Genomic DNA, 17,994 nt, shown 5'->3' on the forward strand with positions numbered 1-17,994 from the left:
CCACCCGCGACGTCGCGAACGCAGAATCCGCTCGTGCGATGAGGTGCTGACGTCAATAATCGCCGGATGCACGCTGTGAAGCTCTCCGATGGGATCGTCACCCTGTCCCCGCTGCGCTTGGACGATGTGAAGGCGCACCTTGCGGGGGAGGACGAACTGCTGGTGCGCCGGCTCAGCGGAGGTCCCGGGACACGTCAGGGAGTCGAGGCATACATTCGGCACTGCCTGGAACAGTGGGACACCGCCGGGCCGCTCCGTGCTTTCGGTATCCGATCGGGCGCCGGTGACACGCTCACGGGGACAATCGATGTGCGGTTCGCGCAGAAAGGCTTGGCCCCCGGCCAAGTCAACATCGCCTACGGGCTGTATCCGTCCTATCGCGGCCAGGGTCTGGCGACCCGCGCAGTCCACTTGGCCTCCCGATACGCGGCGAGCGAGGGCGCGGCCGAGGCAGTGATCAGGGTGGAGCCGGAAAATCCCGGATCCGCCGCCGTGGCGCTCCGGGCGGGATTCGTCCACCGCGAGCGCCTTCGGGCAGAGGATGGCACCTGGCTGGACTGGTATGCCCGGGGCCTGCGCGACCGGCCGTTCACGGGGTAGGACCGCTGAGCGGAGGCGGGAGGGTCAAAACCCGACCCGTGCCCTCCTCCACTCCACTTCCTTGGCAGCCACCGGGGCATGAACGCTGTACACGTCGCCGACCCGCAGATTGTCCGGGGTGCTGTACTCGCCGTAGGTGCCTATGACGGAGACGGCCACTTGGGAATCGGGCTGCCAGAAGGTACGGAAATACGGGGCGCTCGCCGGGATTTCCGGGATCTCCCACAGGGGGACACCGCGGCGCACCAGCAGACGTTGCAGTTTTTCGAACCGAAGCCTGGGAGTGAACCGCCCGTACCGGGCGCGAAGCGTGTTGTTGACGAGGGTGCGGTCCCGGTACGCGAGCCGGTGCACCTGCAGAGTGAAGTGGTGCCCCGACCAGGGGTGGTGGGCGGAAGCGCGGTCCCAGTAGAACTCGGCGAGGCCGTAGTCACGGCACATGCTGTTGTCGCCGAAGGTGTCCTCAGCGAAGTCCGGCCCAAGGACCTCGGTGACGTGGTCGGGAGAATCCGTGAAGCCGACGCCGAGCAGGGTGCCGGTGGTGACGACGTCCACGTAGAACGCCAGGGAATGCGGGGTCAAGGCTGATCCTCGCCTGATGTGGTGTGGTCCAAGGTGATGTGGGAGACGTTCCGACTCAATCGGACGGAGTGATCGAGGACCACACGCCGAACCACTGCTCGGCGCCGTAGTCCTCGAACCGCTCCACCTCGGTGAACCCCAGCTTCGCCGCGAGGCGCATCGAGCGGAGGTTGGCGGTCTGGGTGGCGAGTGCCACTGGTTCGCCGGGAAGTGCGCCGGCGAACCAGTCGAGGCCGCTGCGCACGCCTCGGCGGCGTAGCCGTGGCCCCACGCCTCCGGCAGGAACAGGTAACCGAGCTCGGCCTTCCCGGCAGCCTGACGAAGGTGTCCCGTTTCGCTGGTGAGCGTGACCTGGCCGATCACCGCTCCTTCGAGATCGACTATGAAAAAGCCCAGGACGCCGACTGGGCACCCTGGGCGTCTCGCGCTCGAGTTCGTCACGCGGTCGAGGGCCACCGAGGTAGGTGCCCACCTCTGGCGAGGCCAGCAACTCGATGACCGCCGGACGGTCCCGGATCTCGGGCTCGCGGAGCACGAGCCTCTCGGTCCTGACCGGGGCAGGTGGCCAGGCGACGGTTGCGAGCTCAGTCATGCCGGCCAGCCAATCAGCCGGCTCGGCACCGCGGCAACCGCGGTTCCCGAGGCGGTCGTTGCATCGGCTTCGACAGCGAGCACTACAACAAGCGCCAGCCCCGCGGCCCTCACCATCTGGCTTCGCACATGATCCGGCAAAACAGTGCCTAGTGGTCCTGATCGTCCGCAGTGGGGTCGGTCTGCCACCGCGCCCGTACCACTCCGTCGCTGTCCGGCATGACAGCGGTGTAGAGAGGCAGGTCCTCGCCCGCATACCCGGACTTGAGCGAGGCCGCGCTCGCAGCGGATATCAGGGAGGACAGCTCGGGGAAGGCTGTTTCGTCGCAAAAGACACTGCGGATACGGCCGTCCTTGTCCTGCCAGACCCCTTCAACGAGGCCGTCCGTGGGGAAGGAGGCAAGGACTGAGTCGATGTCGGAGGACAGGGGCGGCCACGCGGCCAATCGGGCACGGGGTGCCAGGCCGGCGCGCACCGTGTCGATGGTGTCGCAGGTGAGACGGTGCCAGCGCGCGGCACCTTCGACGTGGGTCTCCTCCAGGACCCCGATGCGGCCGGTGGCTACCGCCCGGCGCAGCCCGTCCCAGAAGGCGTCGTCAGCCGCCCGCGGAGGGTCTGTCCCCTCAACCTCCCAGCTGATGTCGTAAGGGGAGGACGCCAGGCGCTCAGGGAACAGCCCCAGCGCACTGGTCTGCGCCAGAGCCGCCTCGCAGTTCCGGCTGCTGCCGATGTAGAGGTACTGATCCCAGCCCACGTGAACCGTGAATACGTCCTCGACTTCCAGTCGGCACCATGCCCCGTTGTCGCGGAGCATCGCCCTGACCAGTTCGAGGCCCGTGTTCAGCGGCACCTGTGCCCCGTCGTGGAAGCCGGGCGGGACAACTGGCTCGGACGAGCCATGCCGAGCGGGCGGGAAGAGGCCCTTCAGTCCAAAGCCGTCCACCACCGGTTCAAGCCCGAAGTGGACAAAAGACGAGACTTGCGGCTCCCGTATGACCAAGTGGTCGACGCCGGTTTCCGCGGCGAATGCAGCGACCGCCTGGAGGTAGGACGCCTCGACCTCGCCGTGGTCACTGCGGGTGTCCTCGGCGCCCGTGCAGTGCCCGTGTTCGTCACTGTCAGCGGGATCGTACTTCGTGACGCGGTAGACGTAGGCCGGCATGACCCCACCCTTCCTCGGATACCCAACCCCAGCCGGTGTCGCGGCGTTTGGTAGGGGACGGCTTTAGTTGAGCGTGCTTGGCCTGCGATCCAGGTGGCTGGGTGATTGTTCCGCGTCCTCGCAAGTTGTGTGCGGCGCCGGGTTCTTGAGTATCTCCGTCAGGGCGGAGATGCTGTGGTCGCCGTAGCCGGCCTCGACGGCTCGCTCAAGCAAGTCATGGAAGGGCTTGTGCCACTCCGTGTCGAGGTTCGCTTCCTTGCCGAGTTCCTCGTCATGCGCGGCTCCAGCCAGAAACAGACTTACCGAGGACGCAGGCTTGCTGTAGTCGCCGCGGTCGATCTCCTCTGCGAAGACCGGCAGCACCGAGTTGATCATATCGAACCACTTGATGCTGAACCGCACCATTGAGGCCACCTCCAGTCCACGCGCCTGGAGAGCTGCCGCACCCTGGAAGAAGCCGACGAGCGCGGGCAGCAGGGTGCCACCCACCGCCATCTCGTACAAGGCGGCGAGATCGGCGTCGGTACCGAGGTAGACGGTGTCACCGCCCAACGCCCGCAGCGTCGACGCGAACTCCTCGAAGACGGTGTTGTCGCCGCCGTAGTACAGGAGGGTGTCCTCAGCTCCGACGGCAGACGGCACGTTCTTGATCGCCCCGCCGAGGTATCGCGCGCCGTGCCCGAGCGCCCATTCGGCCATCTGACGGGCACCGGCCGGCGAACCGCTGTTCAGGCTCACCAGAGCCCGCCCCTTGAGCGTGGCAGCGGCCGGTTCCAGGACCTCGATGGTGCTCTCGTATGTGGTCAGACAGACGATGACCAGCGGACTCGCCGCGACTGCCGCGTCCACGGTCTGCGCGTGAACGGCGCCCTTGGACACGAGCGGCACGGCCTTCGATGCTGTCCTGTTCCAGACGGTGGTCCGGTGTCCGGCGTCAATGAAGGCCTCAGCCAATGCGCTGCCCATCGAGCCCAGCCCGACGACGGTCACGGGAGCGCGGTGGTGCCCGGTCATAGGTCTACTCCTGCCTGATGCCGATGCATCTGAAGCGCAATCTGGGCCGAATACCCGTGGCATCACGCGGAGTTGCTGCCCTCCTGGTGCGACGCCTGATCCATGCTGCGGCGGCACCAACCTTTCTGCAAGTACCTACAATTCTGTCTGGTACCCACAGTTTTGTTAGGGGGAATGCTGGTGCGGAAGCGGAGTTATACCTGCGGCCTGGACGCTGCCATTGACGTCATGGGAGGAAAATGGAAGGGATTGATCCTGTTCTGGCTCGGAGAGGGGCCGCTGCGCTTCGGCACGTTACGCCGAACGGTGGTCGGCATCAGTGAGCGGATGCTGATCCTGCATCTGCGGGAGCTGGAGGCCAGTGGCCTGGTGCACCGCGAGGTCCATCACCAGGTGCCACCGAAGGTGGAGTACTCGTTGACCGAGTTCGGCCACTCGCTCCTTACCGCTCTCACCCCACTCGGCCAGTGGGGCGAGGACCACATAGAGCGTCTCGAAGCCCTCCGTGAGCCGGGCACACGGGAAGGCGGTCGAGATCACCGCGGCGACGCCTCGGCCCCTTGACCTACTGCCCGGCCCTCAAAAGGCACCCCCTGCGTTCCGCCCATCCCCCTGGGCGTTGTCCTCCACCGATTTCGCCCGCGACTCCTCCTCCCGCACGATCAAGCCGAGACACCGGCCACTCGCCCGGCATGGGCTGTACCGGCGCTGGCCGCGCCGGGGTGGCCCGTCAGCCGAGTACGGCACGTCCCTCGGCGATGATGGCCGCGAGTTCCGCGACCTCCGGCTCGGTGAGGGGCGTCAGCGGCGGACGGACCGGACCGGCCTTGACGCCGGAGAGGGTCACCCCCGCCTTCACCAGCGACACGGCGTATCCCGGCACCCGTCGGCGCAGTCGGACCAGGGGATGGAAGAAGGTCCGCTGCAGCGCGTCGATCCGTGCCTGGTCGCCCTCCTCGATCGCCCGGTGGAAGGCTAGGGAGATGTCCGGCGCGAAGGCGAAGGCGGCCGAGGAGTACAGCTCGACGCCCAGTGCCCGGTAGGCCAGTTGACTCGCCTCGGCCGTGGGCATGCCGTTGAAGAACTGGAAGCTCTTGCCGGACGCGCTCAGCGCGTCACGTACGGCGGGGACGATCCGCGCGACGAGGTCGAGGTCGCCGGTGCCGTCCTTCAGGCCGGTCACGGTCGGCAGCTGTGCCACCTCCGCCGCCGACGCCTCGTCGAAGCGGGCGTTCGCCCGGCTGTAGACGATCATTGGCAGGTCCGTCTCCTGGCCGACCGCACGGGCGTAGGCGACGAGCCCCGCGGCGGGTGACTCGACCAGGTAGGGCGGCATGAGCAGGAGGCCGTCCGCGCCGGCCTCGACCGCGGCACGGGCGAACTGCCGGGCCAGACCCAGTGCGCCCCCGGCTCCGGCGTACACCGGGACGCGTCCCGCCGCCGAGTCGACGGCGGTGCGCACGACCGCGGCGTACTCCTCGCGGTCCAGGGCGTGGAACTCGCCGGTGCCGCAGGCTACGAACACGCCGCCCGGTCCGGCGTCGACCCCTGCCGTGACGTGCTGGTGCAGGGCATCGAAGTCGACGTCACCGGTGGTGGTGAAGGGGGTGACGGGAAAGAAGAGAACGCCTTCGAGCACGAGTGGGCTCCTAACGGGTCGGGGAGGTGGGAGAGGTGGCAGGGGTGGCTGTCGAACGGCCGTCGTCCACGGCCTGGTGATCACCGGCGTGCACTACGTTGACGAGCGGTTCTCCGCGTCGCAGGCGCCCGATGTTGTCGGCGATCTCCGCCGCGCGCGCGGCGAAGGTGTCGGTGGTGTGACCTGAGTGGTGCGGAGTCATGAGCACGTTGGGCAGTTCGTGGAAGGGCAGTCGGCTCGGTGCCTGGGGCGGGCCGCACCACCACACGTCCAGCGCGGCGCCGCCGATGACGCCGGAGCGCAGCGCCTCGTACAGCGCCTCCTCCTGCACGACCGGCCCCCGCGCCACGTTGACCAGCAGTGACCCGGGCCCCATGGCGGCCAGTTCGGCCGGTCCGATCAGTCCGCGGGTGGCGGGGTCCAGGGGGACCGTGACCACCACGACGTCGGACTCGGTGAGGAGTTCGAGCAGTCGGTCGTTTCCGCCGACCCAGTCGGGTCGCAGGTCGGCCGGGAACGGGGCGGAGGGGTCGCGCCGCACGGCGCGCACCCGCAGGCCGACCGCCTGGCACAGCCGGGCGACCTCGGTGCCGGTCTCGCCGAACCCGATGATCCCCACACGGCGGTCCCGCACCGTCGTCCCGAAGGGGAGCCCGGGGTCCACGGCCACGTTGCGCCATCGCCCCTGGCGCAGGGCGCGGTCGGCGCCCAGCACGTCGCGGGAGAGCATCAGTACGGACATGAGCACGTACTCGGCGATGGAGCGGCCGTGGTGGTGGGTGGTGGTCACCGTGACTCCGGGGCCGAGCGCGGCCAGCGGGATGCCGTCGTAGCCGGCGCCGACGACGTGGACGAGCCGTAACCGCGCGGCCCTCCGGGCGTCCTCGGCCCGCAGTTGCGAGCCGACGTAGACCTCGACGCCAGGGAGGGCCTCGGAGATGCGTGCCGCGTCCCAGTCGCAGGCGTCCAGCCAGTCGTGGCTTCCTTCCGTACGCGCCTTGAGCGGCTCGTGGAACCGGCTCAGGATGCGGTGATTGAGCATGATGCGCACGAAGAGGTCACCACCGGGGGGTCTTGGGCGAGAAGGACGGGTCGAAGCGGCGCATGTATCCCGTGTCGTCGCGGTCGCGCAGTCCGCAGTCGAGGTACTGCCGGTGGAGGCGGGCGAGTGCGTCCCGGTCCAGTTCCACGCCCAGCCCGGGTGCGGTCGGCACGGCGACGGCGCCTTCGCGAAACCGCAGCGGGGCCGGGTCCACCACGTCCTCGTCGGCGCGCTTCCAGGGCCAGTGTGTGTCACAGGCGTAGGTCAGCCGGGGAGTGGCCGCCGCCAGGTGGGTCATCGCGGCGAGGCTGATGCCCAGGTGCGAGTTGGAATGCATGGACAGGCCCAGTCCGAACGTCTCGCAGATCGCCGAGAGTTGGCCGCAGCGCCGCAGGCCGCCCCAGAAGTGGTGGTCGGACAGCACGATGCCCACCGCTCCCTGGGACACGGCCGGGGCGAGGTCGTCGAAGGAGACCACGCACATGTTGGTCGCCAGCGGGGTCGGGGTCCGCCCGGCCACGGCTGCCATGCCCTCGATGCCCCGGGTCGGGTCCTCCAGGTACTGCAGGACGCCGTCCAGCTCGCGGGCGACACGCAGTGACGTCTCCGTGCTCCAGACGGCGTTGGGGTCGAGGCGCAGGGGGTGATCCGGGAAGGCCGTCCGCAGCGCCCTGACCGCCGCGATCTCCTCGTCCGGCGGGAAGACGCCGCCCTTGAGCTTGATGGAGGAGAAGCCGTACTGGCCGATCATGCGCCGGGCCTGGTCGACCAGCCCCGCCGGGTCGAGGGCCGCGCCCCAGTCGTCGTCCTCCTGGCCGGGGTGCCCTGCCCACTTGTAGAAGAGGTACGCGCTGTAGGGGATTGAGGGGCGCACCGCGCCTCCCAGCAGCTCGCAGACCGGCCGGCCCACGAGCTTGCCCTGGATGTCGAGGCAGGCCACGTCGAACGGTGCCATGACCCGGTCCACGGTGCTGCTGCCGGTGACCATGCCGGCCATCCCGTCGCCGCCCGTGGTGTCGGCGCCCAGTGCCCGCGTGGTGCGGCTCATCAGGTCATGGAGGCTCCAGACGTCCATGCCGACCAGCTCGGCGGCCGTACGGCGCAGCCGCTCCAGGTGCAGAGTGCCGCCGTAGGTCTCACCGACGCCGCTGATCCCGTTACCCGTGGTGATCTCCACGATGGTGCGCAGCGCGTAGGGCTCGTGCACGCCCACCGAGTTGAGCAGGGGCAGGTCGCGGAACGCCACGGGCGTCACGACTACGTCGACGATGCGCTCGGAGATGCCCGCCATACCACGTCCTCATACATAATCGATGTTCGCATATGTAGACATCAGTTGTACGCACGGGCGCGCCGTGGTGTCAATGGGCAGGACGGCTCGACGACGGGGTGCGACGGAGCCGGCCGGGCGCCGCCACCGACGCGCACGTCCCCGGTTCACGAGGCGACGGCCTCCGGTGCGGGGGTGGGCAGGACGCTGTCGGTCATGAAACTCGACAGGTGGCGATATCCGACACCGGACACCGGCGTCCGCGTCCGCGTGCGGTACGCGACGTCCACGCCGAAGTCCTCGAGCCGTCGCGCGACGCCCGTCCGGTCCGGTCTGGTCCGGGTCCAGGCCCAGGGCGCCGGGACGTACTGCGCTCAGCCGCTGAGGACTGCTGTCGGACGCCGAGGACTGCTGTCCCACCCCGGTCCGCCGAGGCTCCGGGCCGGATCTCGCGGAGGTCCGTCATGGGCCGGCCGATGCGCCGGCCGCCGGTCGGGCCAGGCCGCACCGGAGGGCTGACGTCCGAATGACCGATCCTCCGCATGTCTTGACGCTGCCACTGTGCCGGTTTAGCTTCGGCGTTCACAGATGGAGACCGAGTGCGCAAGTGTAGACAACTGGTGGTGCCCGGTCCCAGACCCCCGAGTTCGGAACGACACATCAGCACTTCCCCGGAGACACGCGACGATGAAGTCCTCCGTTTCATCCACCCAGCGCGCCGCACCGCCGCGGCCCCGCAAGACGAGCGCGATGCTCCTGGCGGGCGTCCTGCTCACCTCCAGCGGGTGCGCCGTGGCCAACAGCGCGGGTGGCGACACCGGCCGCGCCGACGGCCGCACCTTACGGGTGGTGCTCACCCAGGAACCGCCGACCCTGGAGCCCTGCGAGGCGTCACTCACCGGCACGGGCGTCGTCGTCCGGTCCAACATCACCGAACCCCTGGTCGAACGAGACCCCACGTCCGGTGAACTGAACCCCCTGCTGGCGACCGGCTGGAAGCAGACCGCGCCCCGCACCTGGACCTTCGACATCCGCTCCGGGGTGACCTTCCAGAACGGCGCCCCCTTCACCGCCGAGGACGCCGCCTTCTCCATCGACCGGGCCGTCAACTCCGACCTCGCCTGCAACGTGGAGGGCTACGTCTTCGGCGACGAGGACCTCGAGGTGAAAGCGGTGAACGACGACCGTCTTACCGTGACCACGAAGGAACCGGACCCCATCCTGCCGCTGCGCCTGAGCTTCGTGGAGGTCGTGCCCCGCACGACCGACACCAAGGCCAAGGTCCGTGTCCCGGTCGGCACCGGCCCCTTCGCCGTCCGCTCCTGGCAGCCCGGAGCGGCGATCTCCCTCGACCGCTTCGACGACTACTGGGGCAAGGCTGCCGACTTCGCGCGGGCCCGCTATGTGTGGCGCAGCGACGCCAGTGTCCGCGCCGCCATGATCGACAAGGGCGAGGCGGAGATCGCCGTCTCGCTGGATCCGATGGAGGCGGAGAAGGGCACGACGGTCGCCTACCCCAACAACGAGACGACCGCCCTGCGGCTGGACGGCCGCGAGGCCCCGCTCGACGACATCCGGGTGCGCCGGGCCATCGACCTGGCCGTGGACCGCGACGGCATCATCGACGCACTCCTCGGCGGTCTCGCCGAACCGGCCGGCCAGTTGGTGCCGCCCGGAGTGGTGGGGCACAGCGACGCGATCGAACCGCCCCGGCAGAACGTCGCCGAGGCCCGCGCCCTGGTGCGGGAGGCGACCGCGGACGGAGTGCCGACCGACCGGCAGATCACCCTGGTGGCCCGCAACGGCATGTTCTCCGGGGTGTCGGAGACGGCGGAGGCCCTCCAGTACCAGATGCAGGAGATCGGGCTGAACGTACGGGTCCGGATGGCCGACACCGCCACCCAACTCCAGTACCAGCTCCGCCCGCTGCCCAAGAACGTCGGCCCCATCGCCCTGCTGATCATGCACGGCAACCAGGCCGGTGACGCGGCCTTCACCACCAGCCAGTACCTGCTGAGCGACGGCCCTCAGTCCACGTTCGGCACCGAGGCTCTCGACCGGCGCATCGCCGCGGCGGGAGCGCTGTCCGGCGAGAAACGTCAGGAGGCCTTCGCCGGTTTGCTCACCGAGCAGAACGAGTCCGTCGTCCAGTACGCCCATATCGCCCACATGAACGGACTGCTCGGCCTGTCACGGTCGATCCGGTACGAACCGGACTCCGCCAGCGGAGACGAAATGCGGCTGTCCGAGGTCCGCTCGGCCAAGGGGGCGAAGCACTGACATGATCCCATTCCTGCGCAAGCGCGTACTCTCCAGTGCCGTCCCCCTGGTCTGCGTCGTCCTGGGCGTGTTCTTCCTGGCCCGGATGACCGGCGACCCAGTCGACCTCTATCTCCCCCTGAGCGCCACCGCCGAGCAGCGCGCGGAGTTCTCCGCCGCGCAGGGCTTCGACCTGTCGATCCCGGCGCAGCTGTGGAACTACCTCGTCGACGCCGCACAGCTGGACTTCGGCACCTCGCTGCGCACCGGGCAGTCGGCGGGCTCGATGGTGATCGACGCGTTCCCCGTCACCCTTCAGCTCGCCGGTGTGACCATGCTGCTGGCGATCACCGGAGCCGTGCTGGTCGGCAGCCTCGCCGCCTACCGGCCCAACTCCGTGATCGACAGGATCGCCAGCCTGCTGTCGATGACGGCCGCCAGCATCCCCGACTTCTGGTTCGCCATCATGGGCGTCCTGGTCTTCGGTGTGAGCCTTGGGTGGTTGCCGACCTCGGGCACGCTCGGCGGCCCCGAGATCTGGGTCCTGCCCATCGCGACCCTGCTGATCCGCCCCTTCGGCGTACTGGTCCAGGTGGTGCGCGGCAGCATGGTCAGCGCGTTGTCCGCGCCCTACGTCAAGATCGCCCGGAGCAAGGGCGCCACGCCCCGGCGCGTGGTCTTCGGGCACGCCCTGCGCAACGCCGCGACGCCGGTCCTGACCGTCGCGGGCGACCTGACGGTGGGTCTGGTCAACGGCGCGGTGATCGTCGAGACGATCTTCGGCTGGCCCGGCATCGGCAAACTCATGATCGACTCCATCCTCCAGCGCGACTTCGCGGTCCTCCAGGCAGCCGTGCTCCTGACCGCCGTGACGATCTTCGCGCTGAACATCCTCGTCGACGTCTGCCACGCGCTGACCGACCCCCGAGTGCGACAGGCGGTGCCGGCGTGAGCGAGGCAACCAGCACGACGCGAGAAGAGACCGACGTCCCGGAGGAAACCACCCCCGACCAGCACCGGCGGCCGAGCCTGTGGCGGATGCTGGGCCGGGACCGGGCCGCGGCCGTAGGGGCCGTCATCCTCACCGTGGTCGCCCTCGTGGCCCTCTTCGGCCGGCTGTTCATCGGCGACCGCGCCCAACGCCAGGACCTGGACGCCTCCCTGCGACCACCGTCCCTGAGCGACGGAATGTACGGGCTGCTCGGCACCGACGTCCTGGGGCGCAGCATGGTGGCCCGGCTGATCGAGGCGGCGGCGACGACGCTGTCCGTGGCCGTCCCGGCGGTGCTGTGCTCGCTGGCCATCGGCTCGGCCCTCGGACTGTGGGCCGGCTACCACGGAGGACGCCGCGAGAGCGTGGCGATGCGGCTCGCCGACGTGATCCTCAGCTTCCCCTCGCTGCTGATCGCGGTGGTCGTGCTGTACGTCTTCTCGCCCAGCGCGCTGAACCTCGTACTGATCCTGGCCGTGACCCGTATACCGGTGTACCTGCGCACCGCGCGGGCCGAGGCGGCGGAACTGCGCAGCCGGCTGTTCGTCGACGCGGCCCGGACCTTCGGCACCCCCAGCCAGGTGATCATCTACCGGCACCTTCTGCCGATCGCCCTGCCGACCCTGCTCACCGTCGCCACCCTCGACTTCTGCTTCGTGATGCTCACCGAGTCGTCGCTGAGCTTCCTGGGCATCGGAATCCAGCCCCCGGACGTCAGTTGGGGCCTGATGGTCGCCCAGGGACGGCAGTACCTCCAGACCGCGTGGTGGATCACCGTGCTGCCGGGACTCGCCATCGTGCTCACCACCGTGTCCGCGACGGTGCTCGCCGCCTGGGCCCGCATCGCCACCGACCCCGCCCAGCGCTGGCGCCTGAGGCTGCCCAAGAAGCGCCGGGCCGTCTCGGCCGCCGTTCCTCCGGAGATGATCCCGTGACGAGCAACACCGCTTCCGCCCCGACCACGACGGACACCCCCGCCCTGGAAGTCGAGGGACTGTGCGTGGACCTGAGCACGCCCTCCGGGACGGTACGCGCCGTCGACGGCGTCAGTTTCAGCGTCCGCCGCGGCCGCACCCTGGCCCTGCTGGGCGAGTCCGGCTGCGGCAAGTCGATGACCGCACTGTCCGTGGTCGGTCTGCTGGACCCCGCGGCGGCGGTCACCGGCGGTGCCGTCCGCGTCCGGGGCGACGACACCCTGCGCATGAGCCCCGCGGAACGCCGCAAGCTGGCCGGCCCGGTCCTGTCCATCGTCTTCCAGGACGCTCTGACCGCCCTCAACCCGGTGCAGCCGGTGGGCAGGCAGATCGGCGAACCCTTCCGCATCCACCAGGGACTCTCCCGGCGCCAGGCCCAGGAGAAGGCGATCGAGCTGATGACGCGGGTGGGCATCCCCGAGCCGAGGCAACGGGCCCGGTCCTATCCCCACCAGTTCTCCGGCGGCATGCGGCAGCGGCTGCTCATCGCGATGGCCGTCGCCCTCGCACCCGACGTGCTCATCGCCGACGAACCCACCACCGCCCTCGACGTGACCGTGCAGGCGCAGATCATGCGGCTGCTGCGGGACCTCCAGGACGAGCGGGACATGGCCGTCGTTCTGATCACCCACGATCTGGCCGTGGTCGCACAGCGCGCCGACGACGTGGTCGTGATGTACGCCGGCACGGTCGTGGAGAACGGACCGGTGCACGACGTCTTCTCCGCACCCCGCCACCCCTACACCCGGGGGCTGCTCGACTCGGTGCCCGAAGGCAGTGTGCGCGGACGCCCGTTGCCCGCCGTTCCCGGCAGCCCGCCCGAGCTGAGCGCGGTGCCGCCCGGCTGCGTCTTCCAGGCCCGTTGCCCGCTGGTGCGCGAGCGTTGTGTCCAGGAGCGGCCGTCCCTGCGTCCGTCGGGCGACGGTCGCTTCGCCGCCTGTCACTTCTCCGAGGAGCTCGACCGTGTCTGAGTCCCGCGCCACCACCGCCGCCCCCGGGCCCCGCGCGGACGGCACCCAGGAGAGCCCGCCGCTGCTGGAGGTACGAGGGGTCACCAAGACCTTCGGCAGCGGCCGGCGCCGGCTGACCGCCCTGGACGGGGTGGACGTACGGATCGGCCGGGGCCAGACCCTCGGGCTCGTCGGCGAATCGGGCTGCGGCAAGTCCACCCTGGCCCGGGTGCTGCTCGGGCTGGAGCGTCCGGACTCCGGCACCGTGCGGTTCGACGGAACCGACCCCTTCGCCCTGCGCGGCAAGGAGTTGCTGGCCTGGCGCCGGCGGGTGCAGATGGTCTTCCAGGATCCCTTCGCCTCGCTCAACGCGCGCATGTCCGCCGCCGACCTGATCGGCGAACCCTGGCGCACCCACAAAGACGTCGTACCGGGCGCTAAGGCCCGCGAGAAGCGGATCCGCGAACTGCTCGCCCTGGTCGGACTGCGGGAGAGCGACGCCCACCGCTACCCCAACGAGTTCTCCGGCGGCCAGCGCCAGCGCATCGGCATCGCCCGCGCGCTCGCCCTGGACCCCGACCTCATCGTCTGCGACGAACCCGTCTCCGCCCTCGACCTGTCGGTCCAGGCGCAGGTGTTGAACGTACTCTCCGACCTGCGCACACGCCTCGGCGTCACCTACCTGTTCATCTCCCACGACCTGTCCGTGGTCCGCTACATCTCGGACCAGGTCACCGTGATGTATCTGGGCAAGGTCATCGAACACGGAGACACGGAGGAGGTTTTCGAACAGCCCCAACACCCCTATACGGCCGCCCTGATGTCGGCCGCCCCCGTCCTCGGCACCGCCCGCACCCACCGTCCGGAGATCCAGCTCCAAGGGGAGATCCCCTCTCCCTTCGACATCCCCTCCGGGTGCCGCTTCCGCACCCGGTGCTGGCGTGCCGAGGACCGGTGCGCGACCCAGGCACCGCCGGTCGTGGTGCGGGAGAGGGCGGACGGGGCCGAACCCCACACGGCCCTGTGTCACTTCCCGTTGGAGGAGACGTCCGCGCGGGCGTGACCGGCCCACCGTCAGATCCGGCCTCTCGAATCCACGGTGGTGCTGCTGCTCGCCGGCGGCAGGACCGTGTCGGTCTGGGGGGACGGGGGCGGGCGGCAGGACCTGCGTGGCCGCGGCCGCGGCTGGGCCCTCGCCCACCACCTCCCGCTCCCTGTCGCCGGAGTGGTCCTCGTCGGCGCCATGGTGACCGTCGCCTGCCACGTCTCGCGACAACCGCCTCCGCAGTGGTCGCCGTCCACCGGACATCCGGCAGTATGACCTTGTGACCCTCATCCGTGGCCCAGGTGACCGTGGCGTCGTCACCGTCGCCGATCCAGTACGGACCCGTCTGGCGGCGGCCGGGGCCGCGGTGGTGACGGCCGGTGCGGGCCTGGGGCTCAGGGCAGTGGCGGCAGGGGACGTGGCCAAGTACGGCGGAGACGCGCTGTACACCGTCCTGATCCATACCCTTGTCGTTCTGACAGTGCCGCGCGTGAGGCCTGTGACGGCCGCCGGAAGCGCGTTGGCGTTCAGTTGGGCGGTCGAGTTCCTTCAGCTCAGCAACGTGCCGGCCGAGCTCTCCGCCCGCAGCTCTGTCGCCCGCCTCGTGCTGGGTTCCACCTTCAACCCACCCGACCTGTTCTGGTACGCAGTGGGCGCGGCGGCGGGCTGGCTCGTCCACACTGCAGCGGGGTCTTTCCTGTCATGCCGGCCGAAGGGACGCGCCTGAAGCCATCTCCATGGCGGCGAAGCCGCAGGCCTGTCGGTACGCGCCGGTCCCTCCTTCCGGCACACGAGGAACTCCCGCGGGACTTCCCGCAGGTCGTGATCCGCGTCCGTCGCTCCGTCGCTCCGTCGCTCGGTCGCTGCGTCGCACCCACGGGCCCCGACTGCATCGACGTCGCGAGCCCCGGCCTGCTGGTCCGGGTTCGCGTCGATTCCAGGGTGGTTGCCTCTGCTTCTCAGCTGACGAAGTCGGCGAGGAGGGCGGCGAATTCGTCGGGGGTGGCAAGGCGGATGCCGAGGGTTTCTGCCTTGGCGCGCTTGGATCCGGCGCCTTCTCCGGCGACGACGAGGCTGGTCTTCTTGGAGACGCTGGAGGAGGAGCGGCCGCCGGCGCGTTCGACGAGTTCGTTCATCTGGTTGCGGCTGAGCTTCTCCAGCGGGCCACTCATCTTTCCCGTCACCACGACCGTCATCCCGTCCAGAGGCAGACCCGCTCCGTCCGCTGGTGCGTGCGGGCTGTCGTCGGCGGCGCCGGTCGCGGGGGAGGGCGGTGTGGCGCCTGGCTCGGTCATGTTCACCCCGGCCGCGGCGAGTCTGTCGATGACCGGGGCGAGGTCGGCCAGTTCGAGGACGATGGACGGGGCCTTCTCGGTGCCGATGCCGTCGACCCGCTGCATCGTTTCGGCGTCGGCGGCGCGGATGTTGTCCATGGTGGCGAAGTAGCGGGCGATGCGCCGGGACATGGACCGGCCGGTGCCCCGGACGCCGAGCGCGCACAAAACCCGTGACAGGGGCTGGTCTTTGGCTGCGCTGATGGCGGTGAGGAGGTTGTCGGTGCTGGTCTCGCCCATCCGGTCCAGGCTCAGGAGCTGGTCGCGGGTGAGGGTGAACAGGTCGGCGAGGTCGGAGACCAGGCCGGCCTCGACCAGCTGAACGACGCGGGTCGCGCCCAGTCCCTCGATGTCGAGCTGGTCGCGTCCGGCGGCGTAGGACAGGGCGGCGACCAGGTGGCAGTTGCGGCCGTTCTCGCAGCGCCAGCGCTGCTCGCTGGTGTCGATGCCCGACCCGCACCGCGGACACACCTCGGGGAAGACGATCGGCTGCTCCTCACCGGTGCGAAGGTGGGCGACCGGTGCTTCGATGCGGGGGATGACGTCACCGGCGCGGTGGACCATGACGTGGTCGCCCAGGCGCAGGTCACGGCGGGTGATGTCGCCGGGGTTGTGGAGGGTGGCGTAGGTGATGGTGGCGCCGTCGATGGTGACCGGTTCCAGGACCGCACGCGGGGCGATGATGCCGGTGCGGCCCACGTTCCACTCCACCTCCAGCAGACGGGTGATCTTCTCCACGGCGGGCAGCTTGTAGGCGATCGCCCACCGCGGGGCACGTGAGCCCGATCCCGCGGCCTGCTGGTCGGCCGCGAGGTCGGCCTTGATGACCACTCCGTCGATCCCGAACGGCAACTCCGCCCGCAACCCCTCGATCTCCCGCACCCGGGCCAGGACCTGCTCGACTGTGGCGGCGGTGACCCCGGGGACGGTGGTGGCGGCCGTCGTGTTGATCCCGTACTCGGCGCTCGTGGCCATCAGGTCGCTGTGCGCGAGCTGGCCCAGACGCTCGGCAAGCACAGACTCGGTGTCGGGCAGCGGCAGCAGGCCATAGCCGAAGAACGTCATCGGCACGGTGTACGCGCGGTCCTTGGCGCGCAGGGTTCCCGCCGAGGCGCCCCGCGGGTTGGCGAACGGCTGGCCGCCGTGCGCGGTGCGCACCTCGTTGGCGTGCTCGAACTGCGCGGTGGTCATGAGGACTTCACCGCGCACTTCCACGGTGACCGGCTCGGCCAGCTGTTCGGGCAGGCCCTCAATGGTGCCGATTGCGTGCGAGACGTCCTCCCCGGCCGTCCCGTCTCCGCGGGTGATCAGCCGGGTGAGGCGGCCGCGGCTGTAGCGGGCGGCGATCGCCAGCCCGTCGAGCTTGGGCTCCACGCTGAATGACGTGACGTCGTGGCCGATGCGCCGGGCCAGCGAGGCGGTCCAGGCAGCGAACTCCTCCGGGGAGAAGACGTTGTCCAGGCTCAGCATCGCCACCGTGTGCGGCACGTCCCCCTCCACGGCCCCGCCGGCGACCTTCCCGGTGGGGGAGTCGGGCAGTACTTCATCGGGGTGATCGGCTTCCCACGCAGAGATGCCACGCACCAGCCGGTCGTACGTGTCGTCGTCCATCGGCGAGGTGCCGCCCGCGTAGTAGGCGGCCGCAGCCTTCACCGCATCCTCGACCGCCTGCGCGTAGGCGGCGGCATCCACGATCTGAGCAGCTGGAGTCGTCATGCCCTCATCCTGCCTGCCACCACTGACAACGCCCCATGGCGAGCTGCCGCCCGGCTCCCTGTCGAGAGGCTGCGGTCGGGCCCGAGTGGTGGATGTCCAGATCACCTCTCTGGCAGATGACCGTGCGTGTACGACCAGGGCGGCCGTGCAAACTCCTGCGCGCCGAGTCCACTCGCACCCAGCTCGCCCTGCGTCGGGCATGCCGTCACGGTGACCCTGTGGACCGCATCGCGGCTGGATGGTCGTCCACGCCAATCGTGTCGACCTGCATGATCGGGACGTCTCGTAGGCTGACTTGCATGAAAGAGGCAGACAGGCAGACAGCAGCCGGGGCCCAAGGCGAGCGCCTGATGGACCCGGCCAGCGGTATTGCGCCTCCGCCGGAGGGCTGGCTCCCGTGCCCATGCTGCGGGCATCAGATGTTCGGCGAGCACGGAGGCTACGAGATCTGCTCCGTGTGCTACTGGGAGGACGACCTCGCGCAGCTGCGGTGGCCGTGGAGTTTCGGAGCCAATGCGGTGTGCTTGGTCGACGGGCAACGGAACTATCAGCGCTTCGGCGCCATGGAGGAGCGATTCCTCAAGAACGTGCGGCCTCCCGCTCACGACGAGCCGTTGGATCCAGGGTGGCGTCCGATCGACCCGTCTCGGGACTCCTTCGAAGAGCCGGCCAGTAGTGGCAAGTGGCCCGATGACCCCAAAGTCCTGTACTGGTGGCGCCTCACTTTCTGGCGACGCAACGCGCACCCGGCAACGCCGCATCCTCGCCCATCGGAGGGCTGAGCCGGCCAGGCTCACCACGGTTGGCCTCCTTGGCTGACGAGG

At 69.7% G+C, this 17,994-nt stretch carries 18 protein-coding genes and 1 pseudogene; 10 read left to right on the plus strand and 9 right to left on the minus strand.

Going from position 1 to position 17,994, the window contains the following annotated elements; genetic code table 11:
- Window positions 1-66: 66 nt before the first annotated feature.
- A complete protein-coding gene (locus KUM49_RS38950; protein ID WP_217241668.1) occupies window positions 67-600 on the plus strand; it encodes a GNAT family N-acetyltransferase in 534 nt (177 codons plus the stop codon).
- 24 nt (window positions 601-624) lie between these two features.
- Here the strand turns inward: KUM49_RS38950 and KUM49_RS38955 are convergent, their stop codons facing one another.
- The 4 genes and pseudogenes from KUM49_RS38955 to KUM49_RS38970 form a co-directional block, all read right to left on the minus strand.
- Window positions 625-1,182 carry a hypothetical protein gene (locus KUM49_RS38955; RefSeq protein WP_217241669.1) on the minus strand — a complete coding sequence of 186 codons (558 nt, stop codon included), beginning with the start codon at window positions 1,180-1,182 and terminating at the stop codon, window positions 625-627.
- A gap of 55 nt (window positions 1,183-1,237) precedes the next feature.
- Window positions 1,238-1,774: pseudogene (locus tag KUM49_RS38960) on the minus strand (GNAT family N-acetyltransferase).
- Window positions 1,775-1,922: 148 nt separating this feature from the next.
- Entirely contained in the window at window positions 1,923-2,936 is a 1,014-nt protein-coding gene (locus KUM49_RS38965) for an RNA-binding protein (RefSeq protein WP_217241670.1), read from the minus strand.
- Window positions 2,937-2,999: 63 nt separating this feature from the next.
- A complete protein-coding gene (locus KUM49_RS38970; RefSeq protein ID WP_217241671.1) occupies window positions 3,000-3,950 on the minus strand; it encodes an NAD(P)-dependent oxidoreductase in 951 nt (316 codons plus the stop codon).
- Between the two features lie 174 nt (window positions 3,951-4,124).
- Between KUM49_RS38970 and KUM49_RS38975 the strand changes: the two genes are divergently transcribed.
- The gene (locus KUM49_RS38975; protein ID WP_217241672.1) at window positions 4,125-4,514 is read left to right on the plus strand and encodes a helix-turn-helix domain-containing protein; all 390 of its coding nucleotides are present in this window, start codon (window positions 4,125-4,127) and stop codon (window positions 4,512-4,514) included.
- 166 nt (window positions 4,515-4,680) lie between these two features.
- Here KUM49_RS38975 and KUM49_RS38980 read toward each other — a convergent pair whose 3' ends face one another.
- From KUM49_RS38980 to KUM49_RS50025, 4 genes are all read right to left on the minus strand, one after another.
- Window positions 4,681-5,589 carry a 5-dehydro-4-deoxyglucarate dehydratase gene (locus KUM49_RS38980; RefSeq protein WP_217241673.1) on the minus strand — a complete coding sequence of 303 codons (909 nt, stop codon included), beginning with the start codon at window positions 5,587-5,589 and terminating at the stop codon, window positions 4,681-4,683.
- A 10-nt stretch (window positions 5,590-5,599) separates the two neighbouring features.
- Window positions 5,600-6,631 carry a 2-hydroxyacid dehydrogenase gene (locus KUM49_RS38985; protein ID WP_254402449.1) on the minus strand — a complete coding sequence of 344 codons (1,032 nt, stop codon included), beginning with the start codon at window positions 6,629-6,631 and terminating at the stop codon, window positions 5,600-5,602.
- Between the two features lie 16 nt (window positions 6,632-6,647).
- Window positions 6,648-7,922, minus strand: a complete 1,275-nt coding sequence (locus KUM49_RS38990; RefSeq protein WP_217241675.1) for a glucarate dehydratase family protein — start codon at window positions 7,920-7,922, stop codon at window positions 6,648-6,650.
- Between the two features lie 146 nt (window positions 7,923-8,068).
- Window positions 8,069-8,191 carry a hypothetical protein gene (locus KUM49_RS50025; protein ID WP_302185554.1) on the minus strand — a complete coding sequence of 41 codons (123 nt, stop codon included), beginning with the start codon at window positions 8,189-8,191 and terminating at the stop codon, window positions 8,069-8,071.
- Between the two features lie 397 nt (window positions 8,192-8,588).
- Between KUM49_RS50025 and KUM49_RS38995 the strand changes: the two genes are divergently transcribed.
- From KUM49_RS38995 to KUM49_RS39025, 7 genes are read left to right on the plus strand one after another with little or no spacing between them, the layout of a single operon-like run.
- Window positions 8,589-10,181 (plus strand): ABC transporter substrate-binding protein, encoded by a 1,593-nt coding sequence (locus KUM49_RS38995; protein ID WP_217241676.1) that lies wholly within the window; start codon window positions 8,589-8,591, stop codon window positions 10,179-10,181.
- A 1-nt stretch (window position 10,182) separates the two neighbouring features.
- A complete protein-coding gene (locus tag KUM49_RS39000; RefSeq protein ID WP_217241677.1) occupies window positions 10,183-11,112 on the plus strand; it encodes an ABC transporter permease in 930 nt (309 codons plus the stop codon).
- Window positions 11,109-12,086 (plus strand): ABC transporter permease, encoded by a 978-nt coding sequence (locus tag KUM49_RS49215; RefSeq protein ID WP_217241678.1) that lies wholly within the window; start codon window positions 11,109-11,111, stop codon window positions 12,084-12,086. Before KUM49_RS39000 ends, KUM49_RS49215 begins: the two co-directional genes overlap by 4 nt.
- Entirely contained in the window at window positions 12,083-13,096 is a 1,014-nt protein-coding gene (locus tag KUM49_RS39010; protein ID WP_217241679.1) for an ABC transporter ATP-binding protein, read from the plus strand. The genes KUM49_RS49215 and KUM49_RS39010 overlap by 4 nt, the downstream gene beginning before the upstream one ends.
- Window positions 13,089-14,138, plus strand: coding sequence for an ABC transporter ATP-binding protein (locus tag KUM49_RS39015; RefSeq protein WP_217241680.1), 1,050 nt, complete (start codon window positions 13,089-13,091; stop codon window positions 14,136-14,138). The genes KUM49_RS39010 and KUM49_RS39015 overlap by 8 nt, the downstream gene beginning before the upstream one ends.
- A 39-nt stretch (window positions 14,139-14,177) precedes the next feature.
- Window positions 14,178-14,396, plus strand: coding sequence for a hypothetical protein (locus tag KUM49_RS39020; protein WP_217241681.1), 219 nt, complete (start codon window positions 14,178-14,180; stop codon window positions 14,394-14,396).
- A gap of 13 nt (window positions 14,397-14,409) precedes the next feature.
- Entirely contained in the window at window positions 14,410-14,847 is a 438-nt protein-coding gene (locus KUM49_RS39025) for a DUF2809 domain-containing protein (RefSeq protein WP_308406956.1), read from the plus strand.
- Window positions 14,848-15,079: 232 nt separating this feature from the next.
- On the opposite strand, the gene ligA is transcribed toward KUM49_RS39025, so the two are convergent.
- Entirely contained in the window at window positions 15,080-17,170 is a 2,091-nt protein-coding gene (gene ligA, locus KUM49_RS39030; protein WP_217241682.1) for an NAD-dependent DNA ligase LigA, read from the minus strand.
- 299 nt (window positions 17,171-17,469) lie between these two features.
- Between ligA and KUM49_RS39035 the strand changes: the two genes are divergently transcribed.
- Window positions 17,470-17,952, plus strand: coding sequence for a CPCC family cysteine-rich protein (locus KUM49_RS39035; RefSeq protein WP_254402450.1), 483 nt, complete (start codon window positions 17,470-17,472; stop codon window positions 17,950-17,952).
- Window positions 17,953-17,994: the final 42 nt, after the last annotated feature.

Origin of the sequence: Streptomyces sp. AC555_RSS877 (assembly GCF_019049245.1) — a bacterium.
Classification (GTDB): Bacteria; Actinomycetota; Actinomycetes; order Streptomycetales; family Streptomycetaceae; genus Streptomyces.